Consider the following 14,413-nt stretch of genomic DNA (forward strand, 5'->3'; position numbering starts at 1 on the left):
CACAAATTGGTCAGACGTGCATTTGTTAGCATTAAAAGAGCTTTGCCTAATATGTTTCACTATCTTGATAATCCCATGATACCAAAATCCACAAATGGACTTGAATCATTCTTTGGTCATCTTAAAAGTCATATCAGTATACACAGAGGATTGTCAAAAAAGAATAGGCAGAACTTTATTAAGTGGTACCTGTTTTACAGAAATCAATGAGTTTTCTTAGCCATTTAAAGGATACCGCAATAAGAAAAAAAGGACAGATTTATTCTCTGTCCTTTTGCGTCTATCCGTAAAACCTATTGCTGGCAGGTTGCTCTCCAGCAGGGCCTACTTCCTCTTTAGTTTTACACTCGAAATATACAAAATGAAAAATCAAAAGTCACCAACTATTTTTGTCCCCATTACCAAAATGTCGAATTTTACCTTTGACATTCAAAGAGTAACCAAATGTGTACAAATTGCTTTTGAGAGAGCCTCGTAAAAATGTTTTTGAAAATCAGATGTTTAGCTAAAAGTGTTCTACTTCATCGAAGTTGAATCCAATGATGACATTACCTTTTTTATCAATAAACCCCCATTTGTTACCTTTTTTTACTCTTGCAAGACCATTATAAAAGTTTTTTGCTGTGTCAAATTGGGGTTTAATCACAAAATCACCTTTCAGGTTTATATATCCCCATTTTTTATCTTTAAGAGCCGGAGCCAGTCCATCACGAAAATCGCCTACGCAGGTAAACTGAGGATTGATAATAAAAATTCCTGCCTTATCAATAAACCCCCACTTTTTATATCTTTTCACTTTTGCAAACTCTCCAATAAAGTTACCGGTTTGTTCATATACAGTTTTTATTGCCCATTCTCCCTTATTATTGATATATCCCCAGAGTTTTCCTTGTCTGGCTTTGGCCAAACCGCTGCTAAAAAACCCAATCTCATCAAACTGCCTATCCCCAATATAATTACCGCTTCTGTCAATAAGCTTCCATATTTTATCCAGGCAAATTCGTGCACAGGTGTCTGAAAAATTTTCAGCAACATCATACTGAGGCTGAATAACCCAATCGCCTTTCTTATCAATATACCCCCATTTTTTGCCCTTGCGCACAGGAGCCATTCCTTCATAAAAATCTTTTGCATCATCAAATTGACATGAGATAACAATATTTCCTTTTGTATCAATAAATCCCCAAAATTTATCTTTTTTCACTCTGGCTATACCTTCGCTGAAATCTCCTGCACATTCATATACAGGGTTGATCGCGAAAGAACCAGTGCTATCAATAAATCCCCATTTATTAAGCATAACTCTGGCCAGGCCATTAGAGAAGTTTTGGGCGCATTCGTACTGAGGTTTAAAAAAATAATTGCCTTTTATATCAATATAACCCCAGTTTCTGCCTTCACAGACAGGAACATATTTATTCTGAGCCTGCAACTGATAATTAAAGAAAATAAACAGCAAAAACATCAAAGATTTATTCATGCTTTTTTCATTTAAATTTCCACAAATATAAATTTTTTATCACAAACCCCTTTATTTGTTCGCAATGTATAAAAATCAGAAAAAATTCCGATAAACTGTTTTAACACTTCTTAAGAACGTGCGATAATTTTTTTGTTGTATATTTGCCGCTTGTTATCACATAAATATTTATACAATCATCTGAATATCAAAACAAAAATCAGGTATTATGAAAAATATAATTATTGTTGCCGTACTTTTTTTAATAGCAAAATACTGTTACAGCCAAGATATTGTTGTTTTGAATAATGGAAATGAAATCAAATCAAAAAATATTGAAGTTAATGAAGCTGGACTTAAAATTAATCTTTTTGATATAAATGGTAAGCAAATTCAAATTATCAAATCACAAGATCTTAAAGAAAAAAGAAATCTCCCTTCAGAACAACAAACTTTTTTAATTCCCAAACAGTTCGTTTTCATGATAAATTATGAAAATGGCAGCAATGATTTTTATAGGGATAAAATTACCCACGGAGTGGTAAACAATGTAAGTAATTTTATTGATAAGGATAACAATCCAGACGCCTATAAGATGTACCGCGATAATTACAAGCGTTATTCGCTTGCCAGAGGGCTTGTAGGCGCAGGCGGAGGCATATTTACTTTTGGCACGATTGCGCTGATAGTTAGTTATACCAACGGAAAAAAAGATGAAACGGACATAGGTGCAAGTTATATTTTTATGGGTATGGGCGCCTGCTTCCTTGGGGCAGGACTGCCACTCTATTTCACTTCATTAAAAAAAATGAATTCTGCCTTTAACAATTACAGAAACTCTCTGAAAACAAGCCAGAATAATTTAAAAATAAACTTTGGCATTACTCATGACGGCCTCGGCATGAATGTTAAATTTTAGAACGGCCACCGGTTAACATCCATACAAGTTCGTTTTACAATAATTACTTTTTCGAATAGTCTGCCTGACTACCCTTTATTATCTTTGTAAAATTATTTTAATTTTAATGTTATGACAATTCTTGACTTCCTTTCAACTGATGCACCTTTATTTACCTGGGTAGTGCTTCCCATATTGATTTTTTGTGCACGTATTTTCGACCAGAGTGTGGGAACTTTGCGTTTAATTTTTATTGCTAAAGGCATAAAAAAGTGGGCACCGGTTTTTGCTTTTTTCGAATCGCTGATATGGCTTCTTGCAATTGGCGAAATCATTAAACATCTTGATAACCCCTTATGTTATATTGCTTATGCGGGAGGTTTTGCCATGGGAAATTATATTGGTATGCTGCTCGATGAAAAAATATCACTTGGTAATGTAATTATCAGGGTGATATTAAAAAATCAGGCACCCGAGTTAATCGCACACCTGAAAGAATCTCATTATGGAATCACGATATTGGATGCAGAAGGCGCTATGGGAAAAGTTAAGGTGATATTTTCAATAATAAAACGTAAAGATGTAAGCGACTTTATTGGTATCATTAACGAACTCAATCCCCAGTCTTTTTACACAATAGAAGAAGTAAGGTCGGTAAATGAAGGTGTTTTTAAAACTTCATCCAGAAAACACCTGATTAACCTGAACCTGATGACAAAAAAGCACAAATAATCCGTTTGCTATTATTTCATCAAGCCTTCGTCAGCAAAGCTGAAATAGGTGTTATCCCCGATAATAATATGATCCAGAACGCCAATATCCATCAGTTCTCCTGCTTGTTTTAACTTGTTTGTCAGTTTGATGTCGGCTTCACTGGGTTTAATATTTCCAGAAGGATGATTATGGCAAAGGATAATGTTGGAAGCATTATGTTCCAGGGCGGTTTTGAATATTTTTTTTGGGTCGGCAACTGTGCCGGCAATACCACCCTGACTGATGTTTATTTTTCTGATAATTGTGTTGGCCCTGCTGAGCAGCAGTATCCAAAATTCTTCATAAAGATTGCCCGCGAGGTTGCTCTGAAAATATTCAAACACATCTTTGCTGCCTGAAATTTTTTCTTTCACTGCTACTTCTGATACCCGGCAGCGCTGCCCTAACTCCAGGGCGGCAATAATACTTAATGCTTTAGCTTCGCCAATACCCCTATGCTTCATAAGGTCTGCAAGTGAAAGTTTCGCCAGTTCCAGTAAATTCCCCGAAACTTCCGCTAAAATACTTTTTGACAGGTCAACGGCAGTTTCATTTTTTGAGCCGGAACGAAGTAATATAGCCAGCAGTTCAGCATCACTCAATGCTGATTTCCCTTTGGTAATTAGTTTTTCGCGTGGCCTATCGTCTTCGGCCCATTGTTTAATATTGCGCAGTTCGGTCATGTAAAATATTTTTTGTAAAATTAAAACAATACTGTTTTCACGGGCAAAAAAAAACCCTTGCTTTCGACAAGGGTGGAATTTAATAGAAAATAAAAAACTTATTTCATAGAAGCACAAAACTTTACCAATCCTGATTTCAGGTTAGCAGCTTTGTTTTTGTGAATAATATCCTTTGTAACAAGTTTATCTATCATAGAAATCATTTTAGGCATTTCAGCAAGCGCTTTTTCTTTTTCCTTCAGGCTTCTGAAGTTTTTAAGTGCATTGCGCATGGTAATAGCATAATAGCGATTATGCTCCCTTTTTGTTTTTGTTTGCCTGATTCTTTTTTCTGATGAAATGTGATTAGCCATAATTTTATATTTTTTGTTGCAGCCCGTAGGGGACTCGAACCCCTGATTTCCAGGATGAAAACCTGGCGTCCTAACCAACTAGACGAACGGGCCTCTTACATTGCCTCAATTTTTGAGGGTGCAAAGTTAGCATTTTTTTTAATACAAAATAATATTTAATGAAATTTTCATAACTGTTCATCGGGATCTGCCTGAAAACGAAAACCCAGGCGTTTGCCGGTCATCATGCGCATATTGGATGAATACTCCTTAATCTGTGCCACAGATAACTCTTTCAGCATATCGTAGGGCTGCAACAACAAATCAAAATCAAGGCAATACAAAACTGCTGTTTCCAGTATCTGGCGTAAAGTTTGATAATCTATGGATTCCTCAATAAATGTATTGCTTAAATAATCCATTTGTCTTTTGCCCTCAACCACAAAATGGAATTCTTTATTAACAAAGATTCGGGCAACAAGATAACCGATGTCGTTTTCGCGGTTAAACCTTAATGAATCGGCAAGAAAGTTATAAACGTATATGATGCCACAATAAGCTCGTGTTTCGTCCTCTTTAATATAAGGACTCCTCATAATGGAATGTTCTCTTGGAAATTCAAAGACATTTGTATGCATCAGGAAAATCAGAGTGTCACCCGCAAAACTCAACTCTGCTTCATAGTCTCCTTTGCTCAAATATTCAACAGGGATTTTAAATAATTTGTTCTTACGTAAAAACTTCTGGCTTTCAAGAGAAAAATCTTTCAATACCACCTTAAGTTCATTAAACACCTGCAAAGTGTTGTGGTAAACCTTTTGCTTCAATACAGATTTTGACTTGAAACGCTCCAGTATATCATTCATCCTTTCTTTTTTCCGAGGCATCTTTTTAATAATTAAAATAAATATTTACGCAAAAGTACTTATTTCTAATGATTATACTAAAATCTGGTTAGTTCTCCGAAAAGTTTCATGGCATACTGGTCGGTCATAGAGGAAATATAATGCAAAATGGCTCTTTTATAATCCTTTTCGTTTTGGATATCATATATTAATTCATTACTGAATTTTGAATTTTTCCGTTTTTCAAGATTTATATCTGAATATTTCATCAGCCAGTATTTATATGCCCCTATCAAAGAAGGATAGGTTTTTTCATAAGAATCAAGTTTTTTGCAGAGATTGTTTTTTTTATCGTAAAGCTCATCCAATACTGAGTACAGGGAATTTATCACCAGCGAAGCCAGCTTGTTGTAATATTCAAGGCGTTTGTGTTTGTAAATATGTTTATAATTAAAAGCTTTAACAGAATTAATCATTTTCAGGTATTTATCGGAAAAACGTATACCTTCCAATGGAGAACTCATTTTGCATAAATTCCCGATAAAGTCGTTCATTAATATGGTATTGTTTATCTGCCATATTTTTACTTTCTTGATTTCGCCAACGATTTCGGAGAGCTCCAACATCTGGTATTTATCAAGTATCTTCAGTGTCAGTGCATCTTCAATATCCCTGCCAAGATAAGAGATTTTATCCGCTATTTTCACCACACATCCCTCCCACGTGTACGGAGCGTATTGATTGGGTTTTTCTATTTTTTCAAGAATTATGGCTTCATGACGGGGGAAGATTGCATTTTCATTCACTTCGCCACAATGAGATATGATGCCGTCACGAACCGCATAAGTAAGGTTCAGGTTCTTTTCTTTGTTTGTCAGGTCTGGCAATGTTTCCAATTTGTCAACAAAAAAAAGACTGTTTTTTTCGTGCCAGAAAAATTCATTCATTTCCCGTTTTGCAATTTCCCGTATAATATATTCACCTTCATGCCCAAATGGCGCATGACCAAGGTCGTGCCCTATAGCTATTGCTGAAGTTAACTCTGTATTCAGTCCCAAAAAGCTGGCAATAGAATAACTCACAGCAGCAACATGAGTTACATGTTCAATGCGGGTACAAACATGGTCATTCTGTGTAGCATAAAACACCTGTGTCTTATGTTTCAGCCGGCGATAGGCCTTGCTATGAAGAATGCGGTTATAATCACGTGAAAACTCGCTGCGGATATCGTCCTTCTTTTGGTATATCTTCATTTCACGCCTGACACAAGGCTTCCATTTGGGGCTTCTTATGTTCACAGCATGTTCCCTGAATTTTGGAAAAGGCATAAAAAATTTTTTACACGGTTCTTTATGTTTTCAGACAAATAATCTTAAACAAAATTAATTAAATAAATTTCAAATAAAAATGACTGTGATTTTAAAATATAAAATTAACCTGAAAGCTTTATCAAAAATACAGAATCAAATCAAAATTATTGTAACAATGAATGTTCAATAATTCAATATTGATATCATATTTAAAAATACATTCAAGATAAACTTTGTTTCTCATTAACTGCATTATATCTTTGTGCCAGAAAAAAACAGAAATAATCTTTTTTAATGAGCAAAACTGCAATTATCATTGGGGCCGGCCCTGCAGGATTAACATCCGCTTATGAACTGATTACCAGGACGGATATCAAACCATTGGTAATTGAAAAATCGAACGAAATCGGAGGAATATCAAAAACCGTTAACTATAAAGGAAACCGCATTGACCTGGGAGGTCATAGGTTTTTTTCCAAATCAGATGTAGTGATGAAATGGTGGCAACGCATTCTTCCGATTCAAGGTTCTGAATCTAAAGATGATTTGCTTAAAAAAACGAATAACTTAAACCAGAAATCAAAAGTTATCCTGGCGGAAGGAGGACCTGATCCTGAAAAAACCGACAAGGTGATGCTGATACGCAACAGGCTGTCCCGGATTTTTTTCCTTAGGAAGTTTTTCGATTACCCGATTACTTTGAATGGAAAAACACTTAAAAACCTTGGGTTGATAAGAATTATTAAAATCGGGGCGACTTATTTCTATGCAAAAATATTCCCTGTTAAAAACGTCAAAACGCTTGAAGATTTTTTTATCAATCGCTTTGGCAGAGAGCTTTATAATACATTTTTCAGAGATTATACCGAAAAAGTATGGGGAGTGCCGTGCAACAAAATTGCAGCCGACTGGGGCGCACAACGCATCAAGGAATTATCTGTAACCAGAGCCATTTTGCATGCACTCAAAACCAGCTTCAGGAAAAATACAGATATTGAGCAAAAAAACACCGACACCAGCCTGATTGAACAATTCATGTACCCCAAACATGGCCCGGGACAAATGTGGGAAACGGTTGCAAAGATTATTGAAGAAAAAGGCGGCACTATCATCAGGAATTGTGAAGTAAAAGCATTACATATAAATGACGGGAAAATAACAGGCGCTAGCTACCACGACCATAATTCAAATAATAATATTCGTGTAAATGGCGAGTATTTTTTTTCCACCATGCCCGTCAAAGAACTTATTATAGCCATGGACAACAAAGTGCCTGAAGAAGTTATGGAAATAAGTAAGGGACTGCAATACAGGGATTTTATCACCGTTGGTCTTTTGTTAAATAAACTGAAACTGAAAAACAAAACCAATATCCCAACACTTAACGAGCTTATCCCCGACAATTGGATATACATTCAGGAACGTGATGTTAAAATAGGTCGTCTGCAAATTTTCAATAACTGGTCGCCATATATGGTAGCAGACATTCAAAAAGTCTGGATTGGCCTTGAATATTTCTGCAACGAAGGTGATGAACTTTGGAGTATGGACGATAATGCCTTTATCTCTTTTGCCATTGATGAACTTGCAAAAATTGATATTATTGATAAAAATGAAGTTATAGACGCCACTCTGCTCAGAATGCCTAAAACATACCCTGCTTACTTCGGCACCTACTCTAAATTCCACATCATAAGAAATTATACAGATAGTTTTGAAAACCTTTTTCTTATAGGCCGAAACGGTATGCACAAATACAACAATCAGGACCACTCGATGTTGACTGCCATCAGAGCGGTTGATAATATCATTTCCGGAGAAACATCAAAAGAAGCAATCTGGAATATTAACACCGAAGAAGAATACCATGAAGAAAAATAAACAGGAAATTATTTTTAATATTCTCACAAACCCCGTAGCTTTTATGCTGATAATTTCGGGAGTTATTTTTTTTATAACCCGGCATTTTTCCATGGGAAATGATGAAGGCATGTGGAGTTATATTGCCAGAGTATGGATGGAGAACGACATACTGCCATATACCGGGACAATTGAAAATAAAACTCCCGGCATTTATTTGATATTTGCCTTATCTCATCTGCTTTTCGGCCCTGGGTTTGAATTTGTGCGTATCCTTGGACTCATTTGTATATTTTTTTCAGGACTGTTGATTTATCTGCTGGTAAAAAATACACTCAATCGTACTGCCGCCTCATTCAGCATGGTTTTTTTCGGGTTGACCTCTTTGTGGTCTATAATGGATATGGCTTATATAGCACAGACAGAAGTATTCATGGTGTTTTTTTTAGTATTGTCTTTTTACACAGCTACAAAATCAAAAAACAATTCCAAGTGGAAAATTATTATTTTATTTTCCGGATTACTTATGGGTTTTGCCATTGCTTTTAAACAGACTGCTATATTTTCAGCCCTGGCACTTGTATTATTTTTCATAATTTATTGCGCCGAATCAAGTAAAAATTCCCGAAAAATATTGGGAATGCTGCTTATCTCAACAGGAATCGTGGCAGGCATTATCCTGACTGCCGTTCCTCTATTCATTAGCGGATTGAGCATAAAAGGATACATAGAAGGCGCCTGGCTTATTTTGTTAAACAAAGGCTCCAGTGTTCCTATAAACTATCATTTAAACTCATTTAGCTATTTCTGGTTAAACAGCCGCTTTGTTGTTTTCTTTTTTGTTTTATTGTTTATCCTTATAAAACCTTCTTACTTGAAAAACAGGTTTTTCCTAAGTACTTTTATATGGCTAGCTCTGGACTTTATCGGAGTAAATGCCTCAGGGAACTATTTTGGTCACCAGTTTCGGCAGATACAGCCGGCATTATCCATAGCATCAGGGGTTATAATAGCTTATTTATTTGAAGAATTCAAAAGCCTTAACCAGAAAGTCCTGCGAATTAAAAAAATATTGCTGGTATTATTGTTTATAATTATTTCTATTCCTTATACAGAATTGCTTTCAGGGGAAATAGGATTTAAAAATGAAGATAAAAAAATGGGATACTGGCTAAAAAATCATACCAGTAAAAATGATTATATATTTTTTATCGGCTATGGAGGAAATCCTTCCCTCTCTTATTCAGAAAGAATTTCATCAAGCAGATATTTTAATTATATGTTTATAACCTCTGACAAAGAAAAGTCAATTGTTTTAAACGACTTAAATGCTAAAACACCAAAATTCATAATATGGCATAAGGGATTCAACACAAGATGGGATGAAATAGATGATTATGTATTAAAAAACTATAATTTTAAATGTAGTTTTGAAAATTACGACATATATATTTTAAAAAGAATAAAACAAGCTTCACAGGATGAATAAGCTCAGGAACTTCGCATATTTTCCTTTATTAATTTTAGTTTTAATATGCCAAACTATAAATTACCCGCTGCATTGGTCTTCAAATAAAGGAAATTAAAGCAAATAAAAAATCCGGGCTTGATTTTCGAATGCTCCCCAGGGAATATACTTTGCTGAAATAAAAATGATTCATTACAGAAACATACAAAAAATCATTATTAAGTAACTTCTTTGTTATAGAGTCTCATCATAATAACAATTCCTGATAAATTACGTATAAAGCAGGTAATGTATTAATAATTATTTTACAACGATTATTAATTGTTTTTTTTATTATTTTTTTATATATTTGTATTTATCTTTTAAATTAAGTAAACTCATTTTATTAATTGAATTTAAACTAATTATCATAAATGTTTTGAAACAACACCTGCTTGAATCCCTTTTGCAAACATATAGGCATCAAAATACAATCACAACAATTTTCTGTTAAGGTGTTAAAAAGAATACTAACCTTCTCTTTGGCCTTATTATTAGTTCTTTTATTTCCTGTCGTATTATTTTCTCAGAATAATGAAGAAAGTTCGGAAACAGAAAAGAAAAAAGTCGCATTCGATGAGTGGAAAGAAATCGGCCGTCTTAGGGGAAAATTTAACAAAAACAAATACGGCAGCATATACGTAATGGGCTTGTTTGACGGCAGGTTTATCGGGCCAAACGAGAAAGACAATTATGGAATCAGATCGTTTACTACAGCTTATGATTACCTGATATTCGGCAACAGTTTATTATCCATGCTTATCAATATGGGTTACACAGCTGAAAAAATTAATTTTATTTCAAGTAAAGCCGTTAAAGATTATAGTCCATATAAACTGGGGTGCATCATGCACTATTCCATTACAGGAGAAAAATATCGTATTGATTCAGTTTATAATAGGGCAATAGGGAAAAAAGTGCCTATTGACAAACCTTTTACTTCTTCGATGCCACGACTAATAATAGATTCCGCACATGTGGAAGCAGAACTCGCGGGGTTTTACGTAAAAAGAAAAGAAAACAGAAAAAATGTTTATGACACCATACTTCTTCCTCATTTAGAAGGTACAGGGTCATGGAAAGATGCTAATAATTTCGACCTTGTTTATGAATGGTTCGAAACATTTTTTCAACAATATAGCTACCGCATTGATATCAACAAAAGACAATTCTCTGAGAAAACCCCACCACAAATAAGATTAGCCATAATCCAGCGCTTTAACACTAAAAAATACCTTGAGCAAACACAGATGAGCGAAGAACAACTCATCAGAATAACTGATTTATACACCAATAGTATATTCGACCTGCTTAGTTTGCCTAATGGACAGGTGGTGAGGATGGGGAAATTTGAATTGTTCCGATATTTTAATGACGTTTACTGGCGTGATGTCAATGAAAGAATAGTTATGAAAGGAAAAGCCCTCAACGAATTGGGTCAACAAATATCTTATACAAATATATGGAACCCGGGTGACGGCAAAAACCCAGTCTGGCATTGTGCTTTTCAGTACGATAAGGATAATGAAAAGAACCCTGCAAGCGAATTGGTTAACTTTGTTATGCTCCCGTACGGCACTAAGGGAAGAAGCATGCCCACCGTAATACCTAACGATTTGCCGTATTTTTCTCAATTTGAAGGCGTGGTAATATGGAAAGAAGGTGTTAGCAAACAAGGTTACTCCAACAAGGATGATATTTGGATAAACACTTTAAATGGAAGGATGATAAACCGCTCGTTTTATTGCTACTATTATGAACCCGGACTTCTGCCATTGAATGATGATGGAACCGTGGATGGAATTTATAAAATTTATGTATGGAAAGACACAAAAGAGTATTGGGCATACATTTTTTGCGGGAAACATGCAGCAGTTAGAGGTGGTAAACCAGGTAAATCATTTGTTGACCAGGTGGAAAGTTTTAAGAAAAATTATAACTTCTCTGACTATTGGTATTTTAGCAGAGAACTGGATTTCCACAAAGATGTTGTAAATAATTATGCTGCGTTTCTTAAAAATCTTGAAAGTCTCGAGAAAAACGAAATGGGTATTGTTGGAAAAACTCTGCTAAAAATACATATACCTATTGTTACTGAGAATGAAAAAAATCCAAAAAAATCAAAAACAGACAGCCATTACCTTTTATTAAATACTAAAAACAGAGGGGTGTTGTATCCTGAAAAAATAAACTTTGCATGGCGTTTTGAAACAACTGACGACTATCAGGATAATATTTTAGTAAAAATAAAATCAGTGATAATAATTATCGGGGGTGATGATATACCCATACTTGATTTTGAAGATTTCTTAAAATCAACAAAATATACAGCATCCGAGATAAGGCAAGCCAACAAATCATACAAATATTATCTCGAAGACAACATCGTTGAAGATACGACTGTTAATCTGAACATCGTATTTAACAACAGCATATATAATTTAGGAAACTCAGATGAAACCAGTAAACTAATTCAGATGATTCGGGAAGACCTTGCTACAGTTCGCTATCAGATACCTAAAGTCGAACATAACCTTGAAGAATGGCAGGATAAGAATTACGATAAAATAAATGAACTGAAATACACCATAAAAAAACTGGAAAACAGCAAAAAAACAAAAAAAGATATATATAAGAAAACTAAAAAAGAATATGAGAAATACAAGTTGGCAGAAGATAAAAAAATATTCCAGTTTGAAAAATTAGTTGCAAAAGAAGAGATGTTGTCAGAGTTATTAAAAACCTGCAATGAGCGACTAGAAACGAACCTTGATAATGACCTTAAAATAATAATATCAAGAATTAGTTTTCTGGAAGGGGAAAAGAAAAAGTATGAAATACAACTCAATCAACTGAAAGTCGAGAAAAAAACAGGTACAGAACATTATCTTCAGGTGCAAACTTCTATAAATAACAAAAAAGAAGAACTTTCAGAGGCTCAGGACAAAAAAGAATATATCAAGCGCTTAATTCAAGGCCATAAAAGAGCACAGGCAGAGGATAGATAGTTATGCGATTTTTTTTCAGAAATTATTACTTTACTTTTCTGCGTTTGTGGACAAATCTTATTGAATTTTCAATAATAAAAATGGAAATTATTGCAACAATAACATAAAAAATTAATGGATTTTGTATTTGTATAGGAATTTTCATATAGTCCATATGGGTAAAAGCACTCTGAAGCCAAACCGGAAATTGAAATAGTAGTCCATCACCGGATATAAAAGCAAAAACTATTGCCGGTATCATTAATGCAGACATTATAAGAGCATAAACTAAAAATACCCTTCGACTTTTTTTCTTGTGCAAAGCTATTTTTCGGTGAAGCTCTATAGCGTACATCACATTGCTTTTAAGTGTGGTTGGCGCTTTTATAACATTATTGTTTTGCATCAGGGCATTCAGAGAACGGTATGATTTAAGCAAATGCCTGCAGGCCTCACACTCCTCAAGGTGCATTCCTGCAGCGGCAAGCTCTGTGCCTGAGAGCAGATTGTCAGCATATGCAATTATGATATTCTCATCCAGGTGTTTCATAATATGGTATATAAATTTTCTTTGAGTTCATTTTGTAAAACTTCCGCCATCTTTTTCCTTGCTCTGAACAGTTTCACCTTGGTATTGGAAATGCTCAGGTTAAAAACAGCAGCAATATCTTCTACGGATTGCCCTTCCATATAAAACAAGCTTACCATGGCCGTTTCATCTTCAGGGAGGGAGTTGATGGCTTTTTCAACATAATAAGTGCGATCTTTTTTTCGTTGCATATCATTATCAACTTCCACAGCTTCCCTGATTTCGTCAATGTTTTGAAAATCATATTTCTTTCTTCTTACTTTTGTCATAGCCAAATGTAATACTATTTTATAAAACCATGTGCTGAATTTCGACTCTCCTTTAAAACCCGATAACGATTTAAAAGCCTTGACAAACGCATCCTGTGTAACTTCCTCGGCATCTTCATCATTTTTTGTTATCCTGACTGCCAAGGTGTAAGCAAAATGCTGATATTTATCCACCAGCAGCCTGAAGGCCTCTGTCTTTCCTCTTCGGCAATCGTTTATCCAGTTTTGCTCTTCCTGATTCATAGCATTATAGAATAGACGACAAGACTATAATTATGGTTACAATGTTTTTTTATAATATTACAAAAAATTTTTTAAATAAAAAAATACATAATTTCATCATACAATTTTTCAGTTTGTGATATTTTTTTGTAACCGGACAGATGTTGATGTCGTCATACGAATAAACAATTAAAAATTAAACATCATGGAAACACTTTTTGGAGTTTTAGTCCCAATTACACTTTTTGCAGGAATTTTCCTCACCATTGTCTTTCTTCGCAAATACGAAAATGAAGAACGCATGGCTATGATAGAAAAGGGTATGGAACCCAACACCCGCAGAAAAACCAATGGTTTCGGCACTCTACGTTTTTCGCTGCTGAGTATCGGCATCGGACTAGGTATTATTGTCGGACTCATCATCATGCAGTTTGTTCCAGAGCCTGCTGTACACGAAGCCGTTAAAATTGTGGAAGAAGGTTCCACAGAAGTTAGCATTCACGGTGGCGGCGGCATTGCCGGCGCTGTTTACAGCGGAACAATCTTTCTTTTCGGCGGTGCAGGGCTGCTGCTTGCGTATCTGATTTATCATAAAAGAAAAGAAAGGGAAAAGGAAAAATAAAGAGTAATAGATAAATGTAAAAAAGCCGGACAATAAGTTCCGGCTTTTTTCATTAAAAGCACCGTAGGCGCGAAACT

Annotated in this window: 14 protein-coding genes and 1 tRNA gene; 7 read left to right on the forward strand and 8 right to left on the reverse strand. The window is 34.9% G+C overall.

Features of this window, described 5'->3' with window-relative positions; all coding sequences use genetic code 11:
• On the forward strand, window positions 1-210 hold a 210-nt coding region (locus M0R16_11105; GenBank protein ID MCK9613420.1), incomplete at its 5' end, for a hypothetical protein.
• A gap of 295 nt (window positions 211-505) precedes the next feature.
• Here M0R16_11105 and M0R16_11110 read toward each other — a convergent pair.
• A complete protein-coding gene (locus M0R16_11110) occupies window positions 506-1,480 on the reverse strand; it encodes a WG repeat-containing protein (protein ID MCK9613421.1) in 975 nt (324 codons plus the stop codon).
• Between the two features lie 208 nt (window positions 1,481-1,688).
• Between M0R16_11110 and M0R16_11115 the strand changes: the two genes are divergently transcribed.
• Together M0R16_11115 and M0R16_11120 are read left to right on the forward strand one after the other, a co-directional pair.
• Complete coding sequence (locus M0R16_11115; GenBank protein ID MCK9613422.1) at window positions 1,689-2,378, forward strand: hypothetical protein; 690 nt, start codon at window positions 1,689-1,691, stop codon at window positions 2,376-2,378.
• A 111-nt stretch (window positions 2,379-2,489) separates the two neighbouring features.
• On the forward strand, window positions 2,490-3,089 hold the full coding sequence (locus M0R16_11120) for a DUF2179 domain-containing protein (protein MCK9613423.1): 600 nt from the start codon (window positions 2,490-2,492) through the stop codon (window positions 3,087-3,089).
• A gap of 11 nt (window positions 3,090-3,100) precedes the next feature.
• Here M0R16_11120 and radC read toward each other — a convergent pair whose 3' ends face one another.
• The 5 genes from radC to M0R16_11145 all read right to left on the reverse strand — a co-directional run bounded on the left by radC (window position 3,101) and on the right by M0R16_11145 (window position 6,298).
• A complete protein-coding gene (radC, locus tag M0R16_11125) occupies window positions 3,101-3,793 on the reverse strand; it encodes a DNA repair protein RadC (protein ID MCK9613424.1) in 693 nt (230 codons plus the stop codon).
• 98 nt (window positions 3,794-3,891) lie between these two features.
• Window positions 3,892-4,146: a 30S ribosomal protein S20 gene (rpsT, locus tag M0R16_11130; GenBank protein MCK9613425.1), complete on the reverse strand. Its 255-nt coding sequence runs from the start codon at window positions 4,144-4,146 to the stop codon at window positions 3,892-3,894.
• Window positions 4,147-4,165: 19 nt separating this feature from the next.
• Window positions 4,166-4,239, reverse strand: a tRNA-Glu gene (locus tag M0R16_11135).
• 74 nt (window positions 4,240-4,313) lie between these two features.
• On the reverse strand, window positions 4,314-5,012 hold the full coding sequence (locus M0R16_11140; GenBank protein MCK9613426.1) for a hypothetical protein: 699 nt from the start codon (window positions 5,010-5,012) through the stop codon (window positions 4,314-4,316).
• Between the two features lie 56 nt (window positions 5,013-5,068).
• Window positions 5,069-6,298 (reverse strand): HD domain-containing protein, encoded by a 1,230-nt coding sequence (locus M0R16_11145; protein ID MCK9613427.1) that lies wholly within the window; start codon window positions 6,296-6,298, stop codon window positions 5,069-5,071.
• A gap of 276 nt (window positions 6,299-6,574) precedes the next feature.
• Between M0R16_11145 and M0R16_11150 the strand changes: the two genes are divergently transcribed.
• From M0R16_11150 to M0R16_11160, 3 genes are all read left to right on the forward strand, one after another.
• On the forward strand, window positions 6,575-8,161 hold the full coding sequence (locus tag M0R16_11150; GenBank protein MCK9613428.1) for an NAD(P)/FAD-dependent oxidoreductase: 1,587 nt from the start codon (window positions 6,575-6,577) through the stop codon (window positions 8,159-8,161).
• Complete coding sequence (locus M0R16_11155; protein ID MCK9613429.1) at window positions 8,148-9,629, forward strand: glycosyltransferase family 39 protein; 1,482 nt, start codon at window positions 8,148-8,150, stop codon at window positions 9,627-9,629. The genes M0R16_11150 and M0R16_11155 overlap by 14 nt, the downstream gene beginning before the upstream one ends.
• A gap of 500 nt (window positions 9,630-10,129) precedes the next feature.
• A complete protein-coding gene (locus M0R16_11160) occupies window positions 10,130-12,655 on the forward strand; it encodes a hypothetical protein (GenBank protein ID MCK9613430.1) in 2,526 nt (841 codons plus the stop codon).
• A gap of 25 nt (window positions 12,656-12,680) precedes the next feature.
• Here the strand turns inward: M0R16_11160 and M0R16_11165 are convergent, their stop codons facing one another.
• Together M0R16_11165 and M0R16_11170 are read right to left on the reverse strand one after the other, a co-directional pair.
• Complete coding sequence (locus tag M0R16_11165) at window positions 12,681-13,184, reverse strand: zf-HC2 domain-containing protein (protein MCK9613431.1); 504 nt, start codon at window positions 13,182-13,184, stop codon at window positions 12,681-12,683.
• Window positions 13,181-13,735 carry a sigma-70 family RNA polymerase sigma factor gene (locus M0R16_11170; protein ID MCK9613432.1) on the reverse strand — a complete coding sequence of 185 codons (555 nt, stop codon included), beginning with the start codon at window positions 13,733-13,735 and terminating at the stop codon, window positions 13,181-13,183. The genes M0R16_11165 and M0R16_11170 overlap by 4 nt, the downstream gene beginning before the upstream one ends.
• A 184-nt stretch (window positions 13,736-13,919) precedes the next feature.
• Here M0R16_11170 and M0R16_11175 point away from each other — a divergent pair, with 184 nt between their 5' ends.
• The gene (locus M0R16_11175) at window positions 13,920-14,336 is read left to right on the forward strand and encodes a hypothetical protein (protein ID MCK9613433.1); all 417 of its coding nucleotides are present in this window, start codon (window positions 13,920-13,922) and stop codon (window positions 14,334-14,336) included.
• Window positions 14,337-14,413 lie beyond the last annotated feature (77 nt).

The organism is Bacteroidales bacterium (assembly GCA_023228145.1).
In the GTDB taxonomy this organism is placed as follows: Bacteria; Bacteroidota; Bacteroidia; order Bacteroidales; family CAIWKO01; genus CAIWKO01.

Excerpts from the sequence above, each read along its gene's own strand:
- M0R16_11170 (MCK9613432.1), bottom strand. The coding sequence starts at position 13,735 with ATGAATCAGGAAGAGCAAAACTGGATAAACGATTGCCGAAGAGGAAAG.
- M0R16_11150 (MCK9613428.1), top strand. The coding sequence starts at position 6,575 with ATGAGCAAAACTGCAATTATCATTGGGGCCGGCCCTGCAGGATTAACA.
- M0R16_11145 (MCK9613427.1), bottom strand. The coding sequence starts at position 6,298 with ATGCCTTTTCCAAAATTCAGGGAACATGCTGTGAACATAAGAAGCCCC.
- M0R16_11165 (MCK9613431.1), bottom strand. The coding sequence starts at position 13,184 with ATGAAACACCTGGATGAGAATATCATAATTGCATATGCTGACAATCTG.
- M0R16_11110 (MCK9613421.1), bottom strand. The coding sequence starts at position 1,480 with ATGAATAAATCTTTGATGTTTTTGCTGTTTATTTTCTTTAATTATCAG.
- radC (MCK9613424.1), bottom strand. The coding sequence starts at position 3,793 with ATGACCGAACTGCGCAATATTAAACAATGGGCCGAAGACGATAGGCCA.
- M0R16_11140 (MCK9613426.1), bottom strand. The coding sequence starts at position 5,012 with ATGCCTCGGAAAAAAGAAAGGATGAATGATATACTGGAGCGTTTCAAG.
- rpsT (MCK9613425.1), bottom strand. The coding sequence starts at position 4,146 with ATGGCTAATCACATTTCATCAGAAAAAAGAATCAGGCAAACAAAAACA.
- M0R16_11175 (MCK9613433.1), top strand. The coding sequence starts at position 13,920 with ATGGAAACACTTTTTGGAGTTTTAGTCCCAATTACACTTTTTGCAGGA.
- M0R16_11120 (MCK9613423.1), top strand. The coding sequence starts at position 2,490 with ATGACAATTCTTGACTTCCTTTCAACTGATGCACCTTTATTTACCTGG.
- M0R16_11155 (MCK9613429.1), top strand. The coding sequence starts at position 8,148 with ATGAAGAAAAATAAACAGGAAATTATTTTTAATATTCTCACAAACCCC.
- M0R16_11115 (MCK9613422.1), top strand. The coding sequence starts at position 1,689 with ATGAAAAATATAATTATTGTTGCCGTACTTTTTTTAATAGCAAAATAC.